The sequence below is a fragment of the Gemmobacter serpentinus genome (genome assembly GCF_008973825.1).
GTDB lineage: Bacteria > Pseudomonadota > Alphaproteobacteria > Rhodobacterales > Rhodobacteraceae > Gemmobacter > Gemmobacter serpentinus.
Genome location: NZ_WCHR01000020.1, coordinates 186,636 through 206,094 on the forward strand (window position 1 = coordinate 186,636; position 19,459 = coordinate 206,094).

Genomic DNA, 19,459 nt, shown 5'->3' on the forward strand with positions numbered 1-19,459 from the left:
TGTCCCGCAGCCTAGGCCCCGGCGGCGACCTCTGTCGCGCGGGCGCGCAGGGTGAATTTCTGGATCTTGCCGGTCGAGGTCTTGGGCAGATCAGCAAAGACCACCCGCGCGGGCAGTTTGTAGGACGCGATCAGCGTCCGGCAATGCGCGATCAGCTCCGCCTCATCGGCCAGCCGATCCGGGTGCAATTCGACGAAGGCACAGGGACGCTCGCCCCATTTCGCATCGGGCATCGCCACCACCGCGCAAAGGGCCACCGCAGGGTGCTTGTAAAGCGCATCCTCCACCTCGATCGACGAGATATTCTCGCCCCCGGAAATGATGATGTCCTTGGAGCGATCCTTCAGCTGCACATAGCCATCGGGATGCATGACCCCCAGATCACCGGAATGGAACCACCCGCCGGCAAAGGCCTCGGTCGTGGCCTTGGGGTTTTTCAGATAGCCCTTCATCACCACATTGCCGCGGAACATCACCTCGCCCAGCGTCTCACCATCGGCGGGCACCGGCTGCATGGTTTCGGGATCCAGAACGGCAAGATCGGACAGCGACAGATAGCGCACGCCCTGCCGGGCCTTGCGGGCGGCCTGTTCGGCAGCAGGCAGCGCGTCCCAATCGGTGTTCCATTCATTGACCACGGTCGGCCCATAGGTTTCGGTCAGCCCGTAAAGATGGTTCACCCGGAACCCTGCCGCCGCCATTGCCTGCAACACCGCCTCGGGCGGCGGGGCGGCGGCGGTGTTGAAGGTCACCTGCTGCGGGAAAACGCGCTTTTCCGCATCCGGGGCGTTCAGCAGCGTCGACATGACGATGGGCGCGCCACAAAGATGGGTCACGCCATGTTCGGCGATGGCCGCATAGATCGCCCCCGCCCGCACCCAACGCAGACAGACATGCGTGCCGCCCTGCACCGCAATGGTCCAGCTGAAGCTCCAGCCATTGCAATGGAACATCGGCAGCGTCCACAGATAGACCGGATGTTTGCCCATCTCGCCATGCAGGCTGTTGTTCAGCGCCATCAGCGCGGCGCCCCGGTGGTGGTAGACCACGCCCTTGGGATTGCCGGTGGTGCCGGACGTATAGTTTAGCGCGATGGCGTCCCATTCGTCGTCGGGCAGGACCGGATCAAATTGGGGATCACCGCTGGCCAGAAAGGCGTCGTAATCCAGCGTGCCGATCCGCGCGCCTTTGGGGGGCACGCCGGTTTCCGGGTATTCGCTGTCATCATAATCAATGATCAGCGGCCTCACCTTGGCCTGCGCCAACGCCTCGGCCATCACAGCGGAAAATTCGCGGTCCACGATCAACACGCGGGTTTCGGCATGATCCAGCTGAAAGGCGATGGTCGCGGCATCGGATCGGGTATTGAGGGCATGGAGCACCGCGCCGCCGGCCATCGACACGCCGTAATGTGCCTGAACCATCGGTGGGGTATTGGACAGCATGACCGTCACCGTATCACCCTTGCCCACCCCTTGCGCCTGCAGCGCCGAGGCCAGCCTGCAGCAATCCTGCCAAAGCGCGGCATAGGTGACACGCTGCCTGCCATGGATCACCGCGATATGGGCGGGGTAGGTCCGGGCCGCGCGCTCCAGATAGGAGATCGGCGTCATTGGCTGATGGTTGGCCGCACAGCGGCCAAGCCCGTCTTCGTATTTGTTCATGCGTTCCTCCCCGAACGGACGATGCGGCAGGTGTCAGAAGGCGGCTCAGCCGCGCGCGGCTTTCTCCGCGACGGGTAGGCCCGCCTTCTTCCATTCGCCAAAGCCGCCCAGCAGGCTGCGCGCCTCAAGCCCCATCTCCTGCGCTGTCCGCGCCGCCAGCAAGGATCGCCAGCCGCTGGCACAGTAAAAGACATAGGTCTTGCCCTCGGCGAAGCGGGGCTTGTGATAGGGGCTTTCCGGGTCGATCCAGAATTCCAGCATCCCCCGCGGCGCATGGAAGGCCCCGGGGATCATCCCCTCGCGTTCCAGCTCGCGCGGGTCGCGGATATCGACCATCACGATACCCGCCGCATCGAATTGCCCGGCCATCTCCGCGCCGCTGACCGATTGCACCACGGCCTCGGCCTCGGCCAGCATCTGCTTGTAGCCCTTGGCCATGATCAGCGCCCCAATGCGTAGAATTCGTCATTCGGGCGCATGTTGGTCACATTGGCCAGCCGGTTCGACATGCCGAAAAACGCCGAGATGGCGGCAATGTCCCAGATGTCATCCTCGGTGAAGCCATGCGATGTCAGTTCAGCGATATCGGCATCGCTCACCTCATAGGCCCGGGCGGACACCTTCATGCCGAAATCGATCATTGCCATCTGGCGCGGTGTGATATCGGCCTTGCGATAGTTGATCGCCACCTGATCCGCGATCAGCGGATCCTTGGCCCGGATGCGCAGGATCGCGCCATGCGCCACCACGCAATATTGGCACTGATTGGCGTTGGAGGTCGCCACCACGATCATTTCGCGCTCGGCCTTGGTCAGATTTCCGGGCTTGTCCATCAGCGCATCGTGATAGGCAAAGAAGGCGCGGAACTCATCGGGGCGATGGGCAAGCGTCAGAAAGACATTCGGCACGAAGCCCGATTTTTCCTGCACGGCCAGAATGCGTGCGCGCAGATCTTCGGGCATGTCCTTGATCTCGGGCACGGGAAAGCGGCTGACAGCGGCGTGGGTCATCTGGAGGTTCCTTCTCGGACGGGCAGAACATCTGCCATCTGGGTGTGATAGATCTGGATCGCGTCGCCCACCTCGGCCGCATAGGGCTCGATGCGGACAAGGCAGGTATGGGCGGAACAGCCCTGCCCGAAGGCAGAGGTGCCGACATCAAGGGTCAGGACATTGGGATTGCCCGAAATGTCGAGGCCGCTATTTCCCATCGGGGTGAACCAGGCGCCGGTCGGCAGGATCGCCACGCCCGGGGCCACGTGGTCGGTGGTTTTGGCGGTGGCAAGACATTCCCCCCGCGCATTCCACAAGCGCACGGTCTGGCCATCGCCGATGCCGCGTAGGGCGGCCTCGGCCGGATGCAGCAGCACCTGTTCGCGCCCGGCCCGGCGCCCCGAAAGGCTGGCCGGTCCGGTTTCAAGCTGGCTGTGCAACCGGCCATTAGGTTGATGCGAGATCAGGTGCAGTTCGCCCTGCTGCGCCCCGCCCAGCCATTCGGCTGGCTCGATCCAGGCGGGATGTGCCCGGCAATCGGCATAGCCAAGACGCGCCAAGGTCTCACTGCCCAGCACGATCAGCCCGCTTTCGGTATCCAGCGGATTGGCCTTTGGATCGACCCGGAACTCCGCCAGATAGGTATGGTCGCGCTGCACCGGACAGGGGGCATAGCCCTGCGCCCAGAAGGTGTCGAAATCGGGCATCGGGAAATCGTAGCGCCGCTGCGCATAATCGCGGCTTTCATCATAAAGGCTGCGGATCCAGCCCATTTCGTCGCGGCCCTCGTTATAGGCCGCAGCCACGCCCAGCTTCTCGCAAAGCGCGTTGAAGATGTCGAAATACGACCGCGCCTCGCCCATCGGCGCAATCGCCTGCCCCATGGCCAGAATGAAATCCGACCGCTTGTTGCCCGCCAGATCGTTGCGCTCGATCGAGGTCGAGGCGGGCAACACGATATCAGCACGTTTCGCGGTGGCGGTGAACATCGGGTCTTGCACGATGATCGTCTCGGGCCGGGTCCAGGCCTCGGACAGCCGGTTCAGATCCTGATGATGGTGGAAGGGATTGCCCCCCGCCCAATAGACCAGCCGGATATCGGGATAGCTGCGCGTCTCGCCCTCATAGGTATAGCTGCCACCCGGGTTGAGCAGCATGTCGCTGATCCGCGCCACCGGGATGAAGCTGTTGATCGGCTTGGACAGTTGCGACATGGCGGGTGATTTGCCGATGGTGAAGGGGGCCCCCACCCCACCAAGCGAGCCATAGCCGTATCCCACGCCACCGCCCGGCAGACCGATCTGGCCGATCACCGCCGCCAGCCCAAGTGCCGCCCAGAACGGCTGTTCACCGTGATGGGCGCGCTGAAGCGCCCAGCTGACCGTCAACATGCTGCGGGTCCGGGTGAGGTTACCGGCAAGGGCGCGGATCGCCTCGGCGGGCAGCCCGGTGATGCCTGCGGCCCATTCGGCGTCCTTGCGCTGGCCATCGCTTTCGCCGCGCAGATAGGCCAGATACCATTCCGATCCGCTGGTGCAACGTGCCAGAAAATCGGCATCATGGCGCCCGTCCGCCACGATCTCGCCCGCGAGGCCCAGCATCAGCGCGGTGTCGGTATTGGGGCGGATCGGCCACCATTCTGCGCCCATCCAGTCGGGCATATCCTCTTTCAGCGGCGAGACAAGGATCACCCGGACACCGCGTTCGGCAATGCGGCGCAGATAGGTTTCCAGATGATGGGCGCCAAGGCCGCCTGCCTCGCTTTGCGCGGTGCGCGGCGACATCGCGCCAAAGACCACAAGCGTTTCGCTGTGTTCAGCAATGGAATCCAGCGTATTGGCCTGCCCGCCGCAAGCCCGGTCATCGCCCAGCGTGTGGCGCAGGATCACCGGCCCCGCCGCAATGGAATAGGTATCGACATGGCCGGTATAGCCGCCGACCAGATTGAGCATCCGCTTGAGCAGGGTCGAGGCATGATGGAACCGCCCGCAGCTTGTCCAGCCATAGCTGCCCGCAAAGATCGAGGCATTGCCATGGTCGGTCGCCACCCGCCGGATCTCATCTGACACAAGGCTTGCCGCCTCGTCCCACGAGACCGGCACGAAACGCTCGCGGCCCCGGCCACGGCGGTCGCTGTGCTGACGCGCGGCCAGCCAGCCCTCGCGCACCATCGGTCGCAGAACACGACGATCAGGCTTTGCCCATTCCGGAACCGAATGGATCAGCTCTGACGGCGCGGGGTCATGGGGAAAGGGCTCGACCCCCACGATCCGCCCGTCTTCCACCAGAATGGTATAGGCACCCCAATGGCTGCAATGTGGAACCCGCGTGATCATCTGTCATCCCCTCAGATAACGGCTTCGATCAGGAATGGCCCCCGCCGCTGGCAGGCCGCCTGCAAAAGATCATGGAAGGTTTCGGCGGTGGTGGCGCGCGCCGCTTCGACGCCCATGCCGCGGGCAAGGCTGACCCAATCCAGCGCCGGATCGTCCAGATCAAGCATCCGGCGCGCATTCTCGCCCGGGGCACCGGCCCCGACATTCTTCAGCTCGCCGTGCAGGATCTGGTAGCGGCGATTGGCAAAGATGATGGTGACAACATCCAGATTTTCGCGCGCCTGCGTCCAGAGACCCTGTACCGTATACATGCCGCTGCCATCGGCCTGCAGGCCGATCACCTTGCGGTCAGGGCAGGCCACCGCCGCGCCGGTCGCCATCGGAATGCCAAGGCCGATGGCGCCCCCGGTCAGTTGCAGAAAATCATGCGGTGCCGCCCCATAGGTGGAGCGGAAGAAATCACGCCCCGAGGTCACGGATTCATCGCAGACAATCGCCTGTTCCGGCATGACCCGCGCCAGGGCGATGGCAATGGCATCCGGCGTCAGGGCACCTTGGGCCATATCCGGCATGGCCCGCGCCACCAGACGCGCGGGCGGGGCGGTATCGGCCCCTACCGCCTCGGCCAACGCCGCCACAGCGGCGGGCAGATCACTGTCGGCGCCGGCCATCGCGATCACCCGGCACCCCTCGGGCAACATGCTGCCCGGCTTGCCGGGATAGGCAAAAAAGCCCACCGGCGCTTTGGCCCCGATCAGGATCAGCTGTTCGGTGTCCTTAAAGCTGGCAAGGGCCTGATCGATCACATAGGGCACCCGGTCCAGCGCGACGCGGCCCGCGCCACGCTGCATCCGGCCATTGGCCTGTTGCGCCATCACGCGCGCGCCGGTTTTCTGTGCGACGCGGTCCAGTACCTCCAGCGCCCCGGCGCGCAGGGCCGTGCCAGTGACAAGGATCGTGGTGGATTTGCCATTGCGCAGGGCCGTTGCGGCATCGCGGATCAGGCCTGCATCGATCGCATCCGGCATCGGGCGGGCGATGGCCTTGGGCGTGCCCGCATCCGCCGCAGACCATGCCGCATCGGCGGGCAGGATCAGCGTCGCGATCCCCCCTGCCCCGGTCAGCGCCGCGCGGATCGCGGCCTCTGTCTGCGCGCGCATCTCTTCCACATTTTCGGCCCGGCCAACCCAATGCGACATCGGCCGCGCCAGCCCCGCAATATCCGAGGTCAGCGGCGCGTCATGCTGCAAATGATAGGTCGCATGATCGCCCACGACATTGACCATGGGCGTCCGTGCCCGGCGGGCATTGTGCATATTGGCCAGACCGTTTGCCAGCCCCGGCCCGGTATGCAGCAGGGTTACGGCGGGCTTGTCGGCCATGCGCGCATAGCCATCCGCGGCCCCCGTCACCACCCCTTCGGCCAGCCCCAGCACGCAACGCATCCGCGGCTGGCGGTCAAGGGCGGCCACGAAATGCATCTCGGACGTGCCGGGATTGGCAAAGCAGGTGTCGATGCCATTTGCCAGCAGGGTCTCGCACAGGATATCGGCACCATTCATGTCGGGTCTTGCTCCGTCAGGGTTTCGGCTTGTGCCCGCAAGGCTGAAAGCGCGGCCCAAAGGGGCATCACCGCCTGCAGGATTTCGGTGAAAGTGCGGAATTTCGCGGCGGCATACTCTGCCACGGCACCCGTTTGTGGCGCGAGACTGTCGCCGCCGGGGCCAAGCCAGCGAGTGCCCAGATCCCCGGCGGTGGCCCCCAGAAGGTATCTGGCCCCGATGGCCGCAAGCCCGCGCAGCCCGGCATGGCCCGCCGTGTTGCGCTGCACCGGACAGCCCAGGGTCGTCGCCAGAAACTGTGCGAAATGCGGATCGGCAGCCAATCCGCCCCCCAGCGACAGGGCACCATTCTGCTGTCCATCCCGCCCACCCAGCATCGCATGGCTGTGACAGGCGACAAAGGCCAGTGCCTCGCGCCCCATCCAGGCGATTTCTGCAGGCGTCGTGGACGCGGTCAGACCAAGGATCGCACTTTTTGCATCCGGATCGGTCCAGGGCGCGCGCTCCCCCCCTGGCTCAAGAAACGGATGCAGGATCAGGCCGGACCAGGCGGGCAGCGCGGGGTTGGGCAGATCGCGGAACTGCCGCGCCAGATGGTGCAACAGCGTGGCACCGTTGAAACTCGGATGGAAACAGAGATAGCCCTCGCCCAAGGCAAAGCGCTGCACCATGGCCCCGGCGGGGGCCTCGGTCATCACGCTCGGGTCGTTCTGCAAACAGGCATGGATGGAACTGGTCCCGAAGATCGAGCCGCGTTGCACCCCGGGCCTTGTCCCCAGCCCCATGCCGATAAAGGTCGCCTGCACATCCCCCGGCCCCAGCAGCACCGGCAGCCCTTCCGATAGACCAATGGCTGCCGCCGCCGCAGATGAGAGCGGGGCACGACACTGGCCCACCGGGGCAAAGGGCGGCAGCAGGTCAATCCCCCGGCCCAGGCCCAGATGATCGGACACTTCGGCCACGACATCCCCGGTCTGCCAGCGGCCCCAGACCGGCAACGCCGCAGTCGGTTCGCCCGCGATCTGCCCGGTCAGGCAAAGCAGCAGCCATTCCTTCAGGCGCAGCGCGTGCCGGATCGCGGCAAGGCGGTCGGGGTCATGGCGTTGCAACCACAACAATTGCAGCGAGGCCGCCGCAGCGGTGGGGCGCGACCCCGTAATCGCCTGCACCGCATCAAGCTGCGGCCCCATTTCGGCGACCAGCCCGCGCGCCCGGCCATCCAGCCAGGTCATCGCGTGCCCGACAGGCTGCCCTGCCGCATCGACCGGCCACAGGCCATCGCCCTGCCCGGTCAGCACCAGCCCGACGATCCGCCCGCGCGCCACCGCATCGATCTGCGCCACACAGTCGCGCAGCGCCGCAAAGGCCTCGTCCCGCGTCACGGTCATATCCTGCTCGACCCGGACGCCATCGCGGCGCAGCGCGCCATTCGCGCGCTCGGCCGTGGCGATCATCCGGCCATCTGCCGCAAAAGCCGCAGCCTTTACCGCTGTCGTACCGCAATCGAGGGCAAGCAGGATCGGGTCCATCATCACGACGCCTGACGCAGACCTTGCTGAACCTCGGGGCTTTGCTGGCCATAGGTCTTGAACTTGACCATGACATCCGCGATCTGCGCCGCGCTCAGCACCGGGGGTTCCCCCATCGGCAAGCATTGCAGATAAAGCGTGGCCAGTTCCTCGACCGTTACCGCAAGCGCCAGCGCCCGCGCGATGGAGACATGCGCGGCGATCACCCCGTGATGAGCCATCAGGCAGGCGCGCCGCCCTTCCAGCGCGCGCACCACCGCATCGGCCAATTCCTGCGAGCCGAAGATCTCATAAGGGGCACAGGGAATGGTGCTGCCCCCTGCCGCCGCGATGGAATAATGGATCGCCGGGATCTCGCGCCCCAGGATCGAGACGGCGGTTGCATTGGTGGAATGGGTATGAACCACCGCGTTCAGATCGGGCCGCGCCCGCAGGATGTCGCGGTGAAAGCGCCATTCCGACGAGGGAAGCACGTCGCCCGCAAAGGTCGCGTCCCAGTTCATCGCCACCACATGTTCCGGCGTCAGCTTGTCATAGGCGATGCCGGTGGGCGAAATCAGGAATCCGTCGCCATGGCGCACGCTGATATTGCCTGCGGTGCCCTTGTTGATGCCCAGCCGGTTCATGCTGCGGCAGGCCTCGATCAGTTCGGTGCGCAGGGCGCGTTCTTCATCGGTCATATGACACCTCATTTGCAGGGATAGCGTGGCGGCTGGCCGTCCAGGATCAACGCGATGTCCTCCGCGATCATGCGCGCGCATTTCACGGCGGCATAGCGCGAAGCCCCCGCGATATGGGGCGAAAGCGTCACATTGGGCAGTTTCAGCAGCGGCCAGTCCATCGGCGGCGGCTCTGGCTCGAATGTGTCCAGCGCCGCCCCCTTCAGATGGCCGCTGACCAGCGCGTCATAAAGGGCTGCATAGTCCAGCACCTGACCGCGCGTGGTGTTCACGATATAGCCGCCCGGCTTCATCATCTGGATGCGGTCGCGGCTGATCATGCCGCGGGTCTCGGGCGTCACGCGCGGATGCAGCGTCACCACATCGCAGCGGCGCATCAGATCATCCAGGTCGGCCTTTTCAAAGCCTGCGGCCTTCTCGGCCTCGGTCAGTTCCTTGAACGGGTCATAGATCACGATCTTGCAGCCAAAGGGCTGCAAGAGCCGGGCCACACGGGTGCCGATATCGCCATAACCGACAATGCCGATGGTCAGCTCGCACAGCTCCGGCCCGACATGATCGTAATGGTAATAGGTCCGCCCCCAGGTGCCGCCCGCCACCTCGTTATGGCCCCGGATCAGGTTGCGGGTTTCGGCCAGCAGCGAGGCCACGGTAAATTCGGCCACCGCCGAGGCATTGCGGCCCGGCGTGTTGATGACCGTGATGCCACGCGCCCGCGCCGCTGCCATATCGACATTGACCGGCCCGCCGCGCGACACCGCGATGACCTTCAGCTGCGGCGACTGATCCATGCTGTCGCCGATGATCGGGGCCAGATGGGTCACAAGGATGTCGAGCCCCTGGATAAAGCCGTAATATTCCTCGGGGCGGCCGACAAATTCGCCCACCGGCAGGGTCGGATCATATTTGGTGGATTGCCGGTTCAGCGGCCAGCCGATTTCCATCTCGCGGAAGGTGACGGGGCGATCTTTCAGCCGGGCCGTCATGGCCTCGATGAAGAACGAGGGCTTCATGAACCCGTCGCCGATCACGCCGATTGTCAGGGGGCTTTGTGTCATCGCATATCCTTAGGCACCGTGATCGCCATCAAGCCCGGGCAGGACGGCGCTGTAATGGTTGGCATCAAGGCCGCGCTCTTGCAGCACCTCTGTGCTGTGCTCGGCAAATTGCGGCGGCGCGCGGCGATAACTGGCCGGGGTGCGCGACAGTTTGATCGGGCTGCCGGTGCCGCGATAGGCGCCGATATCCACCACCATCTCACGATGGATCGTATGGGGGTCGGCAATCACCTGATCGATGCTGCGCACCGCACCACAGGGGACGCCTGCCTTGATCAGACGGTCCGACAGTGTCGCGCAATCAAAGCCCGACAGCGCCGCCTCCAGCTCGACCTTCAGCGCATCGCGATGGATGTTGCGCGTGCCGTTATTGGTGAAACGGGCATCCTCGGGCAGATCCGGGAGCCCGATCTCGCGGCAGAGCGTCGCGAATTGCCGGTTGTTGCCGACCGCCAGAAAGATCGGCGTCGTCGCGGTGGCAAAGGTGTCATAGGGGCAGATATTGGGATGGGCATTGCCCGATGTGCCCGCGACCTTGCCCGACAGATAGTAATTCGGCAGATGCGGATGCAGCAGCGAGACCCCGCAATCATAAAGGCTTGCCTCGACAAACTGGCCCTTGCCGCTTTGCGCCCGCTCGTTCAGCGCCATCAGGATGCCGATCGTGGCATTGAGGCCGGTGACCATATCCACCACCGGCAGGCCAACCCGCAGCGGCTGGCCGCCCTGTTCGCCATTCACGCTCATGATGCCGCACAGCGCCTGAATCGCTGCATCATAGCCGGGCAGTCCACCCATCGGGCCATCGGCCCCAAAGCCCGAGACGCGGGCATGGATCAGCCGTGGAAAGCGGGTAGACAGTGCCTCATGGCCAAGGCCCCAGCGTTCCAGCGTGCCGGTCTTGAAATTCTCGATCAGGACATCGGCATCTTCCAGCAATTCCAGCAGCAGGTCGCGCCCGGCCTCTTGTGCCAGATCCACGGCAATGCCGCGCTTGTTGCGGTTCAGCCCCAGGAAATAGCTGGCCGCCCCATCGAGGAAGGGCGGGCCCCAGCCTCGGGTCTCGTCGCCAGCCGGGGGCTCCACCTTGATCACATCCGCGCCGTGATCGGCAAGGATCTGCCCTGCATAGGGCCCACCCAGCACGCGGCTGGCGTCGATCACCTTCAGATTGGCCAAAGAGCCGGGATGCAGCATGGGAAATTCCTTCAGTCAGGTCACAGGCTGCGCCGCTGCCAGATCGCGGCGCCAGTCTGTAGCAAAGGCGGGGTAGGTTTCTTCCAACTCGTCCAGCACCCGCCCGCGCAACAGCGAAAGCGTCGCGGTGTCGGGTCCGGGGGTGACGGGCGGATCATCCGTATGGGCGAAGGCAAAGCCCGTGGCCGCGTGCAGTTCTGCCAGATCATGGCCGGGATGCAGGCTTTCCAGCGTGAAACCGGGGCGTTCCCGGTCAAAGCTGAACAGCGCCTTGCTGGTCAGCAGCGCCACCGGTCCGCCCGGACGATAGACCCCCGGCGGGCTGATGCCCGGCGCCGAGATGAAATCGACCTTCTCGACCAGAACGCGCGGCGTGTGCTCTTCGCGGAACAGGATCACGCGCGGCACGGTGAAATAAAGGTAGGCCGATCCAAAGGATCCGGGCCAGCGCACACGGCTTTGCGGATAGTCACCCACGCCCACCAGATTGACATTGGCCTGTCCGTCGATCTGCCCGCCGCCCAGAAAGAAGGCATCAAGCCGACCCTGTCCCGCGCAATCGAACAGCTCTGTCGAGCCATTGGTGAAAAAGTTGTGCTCGACCGATCCAAGGATCGACAGACGCACCTGCCGCGCGCCCTCGTCCAGCGCCCGGCGCAGCATCGAGGCTGCGGCAGGCATTGGCGAGGCCGCGCCCACGGCAACCGTGCGCACGCCCTCCAGCAGCCGGGCGATGGTGCAGATCAGGATCTCGCGTGGAAGGGCCGGGGTCATGCCTGCACCTTTGCTTGGCTGGCCATGTATTCTGCAAAGCCTTCTGCGCTGCGGGCTGCGCGCGCATAGCGCGCCAGCTCATCCGTATCGGTCGGATATTCGCCCCAAAGCCCGTAGGGCCAGGCTCCACCCGGGGCGAGGCCAATGTCTGTGACGTAAAGCGCGGGCAGCGTGCCCGCCGCCGTCATCTCATCTGCCAGCAGGCTGTGATCCACGATCCGCTCCACCGTCACCAGCGTCTGTGTCGAGGCATAGGCCATGGCCGCCAGTTCGCGCCGCCGCCCGATCCAGACATTTCCGAAACGGTCGGCCATCGGCGCATGGAAGATCGCGATATCGGGCCGAATCGCCGGGATCAGCACGATTGGGTCGCCACCATCGGCAAATGGATTATCGATGACGCGCCAGTCATCGCGGTGCCGCAGCACATCGGTGCCGATCAACCCACGCATCGGCACGAAGGGGCTGCCTTTCTGCGCCGCCATCAACCCGGCATGGATCGCCGGACAGGTGGCATCGCGCAGACGAAGCGCACCATCCTTGACCGCCTGATTGAAGCGCGGCGCACCGCCCGCCTCACCCAGACTGACGGCGCTGGTCTCGACCGAAGTCACAAGCCCCGCCCCGATCAGCTGATCGACCTGCAATCCCCCTGTGGGCACGCAGATCAGATGCAGATCACCCGCCCCGTGATCGATCATCGGGCGCGTCATTGCCATAGACACACCCGCATAATCGACCGGCAGCGCAAGGCGCATACCCGACTTGATGTGCTGTGCCATCGAACGCAGATCGCTCGGCATCCCGCCCTCTCCTCCCCTGCTGAAGCCAGCCCTCCGCCCGGCGACAGCTACGTTCCATATTATAGAACGCCTTTCTGAAATTATGATAGACAGAGCAAAGTCTGGGTGTCAATCACTGTGCCGAGACAGGGAGAGAAGTTTATTTTCGGCAGATCTGCCCCGCGCGTCGCAGAACTTCTTGACAAGAGAAAATGTCGCCCGAAAATGAAATACGGAATGCTGTTCTATAATATGGAACGCAAGGGAGGAAGCAATGGCAGAGACTTTGGACTGGCGTGGATCGCGCCAGGACGCCGCGTCCCGTGCATCGGCCGCCACGGGCCGCGACGTGATTGGTTCGGGCATATCCATGCGCAATGTGGTCAAGAAGTATGGCGCCTTCGTCGCCGCCGACCGCATCAACCTTGATATCGAACCGGGCGAGTTCATCACCCTGCTGGGGCCATCGGGCAGCGGCAAGACCACGCTTCTGAACCTGCTTGCCGGCTTCCAGACCATCGATGGCGGCGAGATTCTGATTGATGGCAAGTCCATCGCCCATGTGCCCACCCATCGTCGCGGCTTTGGCATGGTCTTTCAAAGCTATGCCCTGTTCCCCAATATGACCGTGGCGCAGAATGTGGCCTTCCCGCTGCGCATGGCGGGGGTGGACCGTGCGACCAGCGACCGCCGCGTGGCTGAAACGCTGGAAATGATGCGCCTGTCGGAACATGCGCGCAAAACGCCCTCGGAAATGTCGGGCGGTCAGCAGCAGCGTGTGGCGATCGCCCGCGCCATCGTGATGCGCCCCAAGGTCGTGCTGATGGACGAGCCGCTTTCGGCACTGGACAGACGCCTTCGGGAATCAATCCAGATCGAGATTCGCGAGCTGCATCAGACGATTGGCAGCACGATCCTGTTCGTGACCCATGACCAGAGCGAAGCCCTTACCATGAGCGACCGCATCGCGGTGATGGACAAGGGCCATATCATCCAGATGGCGCGCCCGGTGGAAATCTATCGCCACCCGCAAAGCCGATTCGTTGCCTCCTTCGTCGGTGAAAGCAATCTGATCGAGGCCGAGATTCTGGAAAATCGCGGCGGGAAGATGCGGCTGCGCAGCCGGGCGGGCTATGTTTTCGAGGCCGAAAGCCGCAATGGTGCCGCCTCTGGTGCGGCGACCGTGCTGGTCCGGCCGGAACGGATTGCGCTGCATGACCAGCCATCCGCAAACACCGTCGCGGCAACGGTCACCTCTGCCCTGTTCATGGGCGAGACCCTGCGAATCGAAGCGGTCATGGAGGGCGGCGAAACGCTTCTGATCCGCTGCCCCGATACCGCTGCGCGCAATCTGCCCGAGATTGGCACCCGCATCCATGTCAGCTGGAATGCCCAGGATTGCTGGGTGCTGGCATGAGCGACACGTCGATTTCCGCGCCGCCCGCCACGGCCAAAGGCGGGCGTGGCTTCTGGCGCAATCCTGCGCTGTTGCTGCTGCCCGCGACGCTGTTCCTTGCCGTCATCTATGTCTTGCCGCTGATCGATCTGGGCCGCGTCAGCATGACGGGCGAGCCATGGTGGGCGCATTTCGCGCGCGTGTTCTCGGTGCCGCTTTACTGGGAATCGCTGATCCGCACGATGAAGATCGCGCTGACCGTCGCCTGTCTTTGCGCGGTGTTCGGCTATCCGACCGCGCTCTTGATCCAGCGCAGCCGTGGCATCATGCAGGTGCTGATCGCGACAACGGTGATCCTGCCCTATTTCATCGCGATCCTGATCCGCACCTATGCGTGGATGGTGCTGCTGGGCCGCAACGGGCCGATCAACAAATTCGCGATCTGGCTGGGGATCTATGACCAGCCGCTGGCCCTGCTGTTCAACCGGGGCACCGTGCTGCTGGGGATGACCGCGGTCCTGATGCCGCTGATGGTGCTGACGATCTATTCCAGCCTGTCCCGACTGGATCCCAGCCTGACCCGCGCGGCGCTTGCCAGCGGGGCCGGGCCGCTGGCGGTGTTCTGGCGGGTGCTGTTGCCGCTGACCCTGCCAGGGATCGGTGCGGGCTTCCTGCTGGTCTTTGTCAGCGCGCTTGGCTTCTTCATCACGCCGACGCTGCTGGGCGGACCCGCGGATCAGATGTTCGCCATGCACATCACCCAGCAGGCGGATTCGATCACCGGCGAGGGCTTCCTTCAGGCTTTGGCGGTCGTGCTGCTGCTCATCACGCTGGGCGTGGTGGCGGTGGCCGGTCGCATGATGGGCTTTGAATTCATCTGGGGCGGCGGCAAGCTGTCCGACACGACCGAGGCCCCCACCAAGACCCGGAACCGCGCCGCTGGCCAGGGCCGCCGCAGCCTTGGCATGATGGTAGCCGATCTCATCGGCTGGCCGTTGCTGCGCCTTTTGGGCCGGATGCCTGCAGCAGTCGGCGCATGGACCGTGCGGGGCATCGGCGTGCTGATCATCTGCACACTGATCCTGCCGATCCTGGTCGTCATCGTGATCTCGTTCAGCGAGGCCAGCTATCTGACCTTCCCGCCGCCGGGCTGGTCACTGAAATGGTATGAGAAATTTTTCTCGGATTCCAACTGGATGACCGCGTTCTGGAACTCGCTGGGAATCGCCGCGCTTTCGGCCACCATCGCGGTGACCCTGGGGGCCTCGGCCGCCATGGGCATCGTACGCAGCGAGATCCGCTACAAATCGGCGCTGATGCTCTTGCTGGTCAGCCCGATGATCGTGCCGCCGGTCGTGCTGGGCCTGTCGCTTTACAGCCTGTTCCTGCAAATGGGCCTGGTTGGCACCTATTTCGGGCTGGCAGCCGCACATGCCATCGGCGGTATCCCGATTGTGGTGGTCATTGTCGCGGCCTCGCTGCAGGCGGTGGACCGCAAGCTGGAACAGGGGGCCGCCGTGCACGGTGCCTCGCCGCTGACCGTGTTCCGCACGGTGACCCTGCCCGCGATTGCACCCGGGCTGGCGGCGGCGGTGTTCTTTGCCTTCCTGCACTCGTTCGACGAGCTGGTGCTGTCGCTGTTCCTGTCCAGCCCGCGGATGAAGACCCTGCCGCTGATGCTGTGGGCCGACATCAACTATCAGCTCAACCCGGTTCTGGCCGTCGTCTCCACGTTGGAGGTGCTGCTGGTGGTGGGCGGAATTATCCTTGCGCGTCCGGTTCTGTCCCGGTCGCGCGGGGGCCATTGACGACCAAGATCAAGCAAAACAACGGAGGAGGATGTCATGCTTGAACGGAAACAGGTGAAAGGACTGGTCTCGGCACTTGCGGTCATGGCGGTATTTGCGGGCCCTGTGCACGCGGAAAGCACCGAAGTGATCATGCAGGATCCGGGCGGCGGCTATGGCGAGGCGCTGCGGAAGGTCATGTATGACCCCTTCACCGCAGAAACCGGCATCACCGTGGTCACAGTCCAGGAGGCCCGCTCCGGTCCGCGCATCAAGGCGCAGGTCGAGGCCGGCAAGACCGAATGGGACCTGACCTTCATCTTCGATCAGGAAACCAAGCTGCTGGGCGATTGCTGCCTTGCCGATATCGATTACAGCAAGATGTCGGAAGAGGCACAAAAGACCCTGGCCGTCATGCCCGACAATCTGAAACGCCAGAAGGGGGTGGCGCTTCAGGTGATCGGCGTGGGGCTGGTCTACAACAAGGATGTCTATAGCGGCGATGCCAAGCCCGCCAGCTGGGCCGATTTCTGGGATGTGGAAAAGTTCCCCGGCCAGCGCTGCCTGCCCGCATGGCCGCGCTTTGTCATGGAAGCGGCATTGATGGCCGATGGCGTGACCAAGGACCAGCTCTATCCGCTCGACATGGAGCGCGCGCTGAAGAAGATCGAAGAGATCAAGCCGCATGTCTCCAAATGGTGGACCACCTCGGCGCAGCCGCCGCAGCTGCTGCTGGATGGCGAGGCGGATATGTGCATGGCCTACACCGGCTCGACCTCCAAACTGGCGCTTGAAGGGGCCCCGATCGAGGTCGAATGGAACCAGGGCTTTGTCTACTACGACTTCTTCTCGATCCCCAAGGATGCGCCGAATTACGACAATGCGATGAAGCTGCTGTCCTGGCGGCTTGAACCCGCGCGGGCGGCAGAGCTGACCTCGAACTTCCCGGTCGCCCTGCCCTCTTCCGTGGTGTTCGAGGCCGCAGATCCGGCCATCAGCATCTATTGGGCCAACAATCCGGCCAATGTCTCGCGCGCCATCGAATGGAGCCCGGATTACTGGGGTGCCCAAGCGGCAAACGGCACCATGACCAATGAGGAATATGGTCAGGAACAGCTGAACGCCCTTCTGGCGAAATGATCCCTGACGACGGCCGCACAGTTCCTGTGGCGGCCGTCGTTGCCTACACTATACTCATTGTGCTTACCGACCTGCGGCCGTTTTGGCCGGTGCAGAAGGGACTGACGGCTTAGAATGGACAAGGCATTTATCAAGGGATTGCGCCTGCTGGAAACATTGGCGGTCAGTGAGCAGCCGCGCGGGGTCAGCGATCTGGCCGCCGAGCTGGCAATGACGAAAAGCAATATCCATCGCCTGCTGCAAACCCTGCAAGCGCAGGGCTATGTCCGTCAGGTTCCACCCCACAGCACCTATGAGCTGACAACCAAGATCTGGGAGCTGGGAAGCCATGTGATCCGCCGGATGGATCTGATCACCCTCGCCCGCCCCGCCATGCAGCGGCTGGCCGAACAGACCGGCGAAACCGTGCATCTGTCGGTGCTGGAAGACATCGACGTGATCTATCTCGATAAGATCGAAAGCGCGCATTACATCCGGGCGCATACCAGCGTGGGCGCGCGCGCCCCGGCCTTTACGGTTGCGACCGGCAAGGCGATGCTGGCCCATATGCCCGATGACTATCTGGAACGGTTCCGCCCGCATCTGCGCCGCTATACCGATACCACCCGCATCACGATCGAGGACCTGCACGAAGATATCCTGCAGGCGCGGGCGCAAGGCTATTCCATGGTCTTGCAAGGCGAATGGCGCGACGGCATCGCCGCCTGTGCCTGCGCCGTCCTTGGCCGATCCGGCGAACTGGTCGGGGCCATCGGCATGTCCGGCCCGGATTCGCGCATCAAACGCAAGCAACTGAAACTGATCGCCCCACAGGTGATGGAAGCGGCTCAGGCCATTTCTGCCGCCTTGGGTTATCTGCCGCGATCCTGATCCGGCTGCACCACCCGGATCCAAAGACCAGAGGACACCCGATGACCGCGTCTTATCCCGATACCCAGCTTTTCATTGACGGCCAATGGCGCCCCGGCAGCGGCGGGCGCACCATTCCGGTCATCGACCCCGCCACCTCGGAACGGATCGGCCATGTCGCCCGGGCCGAAATCGCCGATCTGGATGCGGCCCTGGCGGCCGCCGCCCGCGGCTTAACCGTCTGGGCCGCGACCGGCGTCATGGATCGCTATCGCATCATGCGCCGCGCCGCCGATCTGCTGCGCGAACGGGCGGCGACCATTGCGGTGACAATGACCCAGGAACAGGGCAAGCCGGTGGCGGAATCGCAGGGCGAGATCATGGCCGGGGCCGATATCATCGACTGGTTCGCCGAAGAGGGCCGGCGCAGCTATGGCCAGATCATCCCCGCGCGCGTGCCCGGCGTCACCCAGATGACCCTGAAACTGCCGGTGGGGCCGGTTGCGGCCTTCACGCCGTGGAACTTTCCGATCAATCAGGCGGTGCGCAAGGTGTCGGCCGCGCTCGCCGCAGGCTGCTCGATCATCGTCAAGGCGCCCGAGGAAACCCCCGCCGCCCCGGCAGAACTGATCCGTGCCTTTGCCGATGCCGGGGTGCCTGCGGGCGTGGTGAACCTTGTCTATGGCAGCCCGGCCGAGATTTCGGAATATCTGATCCCGCATCCGGTGATCCGCAAGATCTCGTTCACCGGCTCCACCCCGGTGGGCAAGCATCTGGCCGGGCTGGCGGGCCTGCATATGAAGCGCGTGACGATGGAACTGGGCGGCCATGCCCCGGTCATCGTCTGCGATGATGCCGATCTTGAAAAGGCCGTGCGGCTGATTGCGGGCAGCAAGCTGCGCAATGCCGGGCAGGTCTGCGTCTCTCCCACCCGCTTTCTGGTGCAGGAGGCGGCCTATACGCCCTTCCTCACCGGCTTTACCGCCGCGATGCAGGCAGCGCGGGTCGGCAACGGGTTGGAGGCGGGCGTGACCATCGGCCCGCTGGCCAATGACCGCCGGGTGATCGCACTCGAGGCGCTGGTGGCCGACGCGGTCGAGCAGGGTGCCAAACTGGTGACCGGCGGCAAACGCATCGGCAATGTCGGCAATTTCTTCGAACCGACCGTGCTGGCCGAGGTGCCGCTGGCCGCGCGCATCATGCATGAGGAACCCTTTGGCCCTATCGCCATCGTGAACCGCTTTGGCAGCCTTGATGACGCGATTGCCGAGGCCAACCGCCTGCCCTTCGGCCTGGCCTCCTACGCCTTCACGACCTCGGCGCAGACCATTCAGCGCCTGGGGCAAGAGATCGACGCAGGCATGACGACGATCAACCATCTGGGTCTTGCCTTGCCAGAGGTCCCCTTTGGCGGCGTGCGCGATTCCGGCTATGGCACCGAAGGCGGGTCGGAGGCCATCGAGGCCTATCTGACCACGAAATTCGTGACCCATATGCCGGTGTAATCAGCCCCGGCGCGCCCTGCAGCGATGGTGCGGCCGAGGCCGGACCCTGGCAAGGACAGCCTCAGGCTGCGGCACCTCAAAGGGGTGCCGCGCCCCGATCCGCGGTGCAACGGCTGCCAGCGGCGGGGGCCGGGTTCAGCGCATTTGCCGCATCCCACAGCGCATCGGCCAAGATCGCCCATGCAGGCTGGCGCTTGTGAACCGGCAC

16 protein-coding genes are annotated in these 19,459 nt (G+C 64.4%); 5 read left to right on the forward strand and 11 right to left on the reverse strand.

Annotation, left to right across the window (positions count from 1 at the left end; translation table 11 throughout):
• Window positions 1-11: 11 nt before the first annotated feature.
• Genes GBJ34_RS13745 through GBJ34_RS13795 form a run of 11 tightly spaced genes read right to left on the reverse strand, consistent with a single transcriptional unit; the run spans window position 12 to window position 12,595 of the window.
• Window positions 12-1,664, reverse strand: a complete 1,653-nt coding sequence (locus GBJ34_RS13745) for an acyl-CoA synthetase (protein WP_151719777.1) — start codon at window positions 1,662-1,664, stop codon at window positions 12-14.
• 45 nt (window positions 1,665-1,709) lie between these two features.
• Window positions 1,710-2,102, reverse strand: coding sequence for a rhodanese-like domain-containing protein (locus tag GBJ34_RS13750; RefSeq protein ID WP_151719778.1), 393 nt, complete (start codon window positions 2,100-2,102; stop codon window positions 1,710-1,712).
• Window positions 2,103-2,104: 2 nt separating this feature from the next.
• The gene (locus GBJ34_RS13755) at window positions 2,105-2,674 is read right to left on the reverse strand and encodes a peroxidase-related enzyme (RefSeq protein ID WP_151719779.1); all 570 of its coding nucleotides are present in this window, start codon (window positions 2,672-2,674) and stop codon (window positions 2,105-2,107) included.
• Window positions 2,671-4,992, reverse strand: a complete 2,322-nt coding sequence (locus GBJ34_RS13760; RefSeq protein ID WP_151719780.1) for a molybdopterin guanine dinucleotide-containing S/N-oxide reductase — start codon at window positions 4,990-4,992, stop codon at window positions 2,671-2,673. The genes GBJ34_RS13755 and GBJ34_RS13760 overlap by 4 nt, the downstream gene beginning before the upstream one ends.
• Before the next feature lie 11 nt (window positions 4,993-5,003).
• Window positions 5,004-6,554 (reverse strand): acetolactate synthase large subunit, encoded by a 1,551-nt coding sequence (locus tag GBJ34_RS13765; RefSeq protein WP_151719781.1) that lies wholly within the window; start codon window positions 6,552-6,554, stop codon window positions 5,004-5,006.
• Window positions 6,551-8,086 (reverse strand): FGGY family carbohydrate kinase, encoded by a 1,536-nt coding sequence (locus tag GBJ34_RS13770; protein ID WP_226341178.1) that lies wholly within the window; start codon window positions 8,084-8,086, stop codon window positions 6,551-6,553. The genes GBJ34_RS13765 and GBJ34_RS13770 overlap by 4 nt, the downstream gene beginning before the upstream one ends.
• Window positions 8,086-8,763: an L-fuculose-phosphate aldolase gene (locus GBJ34_RS13775; RefSeq protein WP_151719783.1), complete on the reverse strand. Its 678-nt coding sequence runs from the start codon at window positions 8,761-8,763 to the stop codon at window positions 8,086-8,088. The genes GBJ34_RS13770 and GBJ34_RS13775 overlap by 1 nt, the downstream gene beginning before the upstream one ends.
• 8 nt (window positions 8,764-8,771) lie before the next feature.
• A complete protein-coding gene (locus tag GBJ34_RS13780) occupies window positions 8,772-9,821 on the reverse strand; it encodes a 2-hydroxyacid dehydrogenase (RefSeq protein WP_151719784.1) in 1,050 nt (349 codons plus the stop codon).
• Window positions 9,822-9,830: 9 nt separating this feature from the next.
• Window positions 9,831-11,018 (reverse strand): CaiB/BaiF CoA transferase family protein, encoded by a 1,188-nt coding sequence (locus GBJ34_RS13785; RefSeq protein ID WP_151719785.1) that lies wholly within the window; start codon window positions 11,016-11,018, stop codon window positions 9,831-9,833.
• Between the two features lie 15 nt (window positions 11,019-11,033).
• Entirely contained in the window at window positions 11,034-11,792 is a 759-nt protein-coding gene (locus GBJ34_RS13790) for a CoA-transferase (protein ID WP_151719786.1), read from the reverse strand.
• Window positions 11,789-12,595, reverse strand: coding sequence for a CoA transferase subunit A (locus GBJ34_RS13795; protein WP_151719787.1), 807 nt, complete (start codon window positions 12,593-12,595; stop codon window positions 11,789-11,791). Before GBJ34_RS13795 ends, GBJ34_RS13790 begins: the two co-directional genes overlap by 4 nt.
• A 253-nt stretch (window positions 12,596-12,848) precedes the next feature.
• On the opposite strand from GBJ34_RS13795, the gene GBJ34_RS13800 reads away from it, so the two are divergent.
• The 5 genes from GBJ34_RS13800 to GBJ34_RS13820 all read left to right on the forward strand — a co-directional run bounded on the left by GBJ34_RS13800 (window position 12,849) and on the right by GBJ34_RS13820 (window position 19,251).
• Complete coding sequence (locus GBJ34_RS13800; RefSeq protein WP_151719788.1) at window positions 12,849-13,991, forward strand: ABC transporter ATP-binding protein; 1,143 nt, start codon at window positions 12,849-12,851, stop codon at window positions 13,989-13,991.
• On the forward strand, window positions 13,988-15,778 hold the full coding sequence (locus tag GBJ34_RS13805) for an ABC transporter permease subunit (protein ID WP_226341179.1): 1,791 nt from the start codon (window positions 13,988-13,990) through the stop codon (window positions 15,776-15,778). Before GBJ34_RS13800 ends, GBJ34_RS13805 begins: the two co-directional genes overlap by 4 nt.
• A 36-nt stretch (window positions 15,779-15,814) precedes the next feature.
• The gene (locus GBJ34_RS13810; RefSeq protein WP_151719789.1) at window positions 15,815-16,897 is read left to right on the forward strand and encodes an extracellular solute-binding protein; all 1,083 of its coding nucleotides are present in this window, start codon (window positions 15,815-15,817) and stop codon (window positions 16,895-16,897) included.
• A gap of 114 nt (window positions 16,898-17,011) precedes the next feature.
• Window positions 17,012-17,767, forward strand: a complete 756-nt coding sequence (locus GBJ34_RS13815) for an IclR family transcriptional regulator (RefSeq protein ID WP_151719790.1) — start codon at window positions 17,012-17,014, stop codon at window positions 17,765-17,767.
• 41 nt (window positions 17,768-17,808) lie between these two features.
• Window positions 17,809-19,251, forward strand: a complete 1,443-nt coding sequence (locus tag GBJ34_RS13820) for an NAD-dependent succinate-semialdehyde dehydrogenase (RefSeq protein ID WP_151719791.1) — start codon at window positions 17,809-17,811, stop codon at window positions 19,249-19,251.
• Window positions 19,252-19,459: the final 208 nt, after the last annotated feature.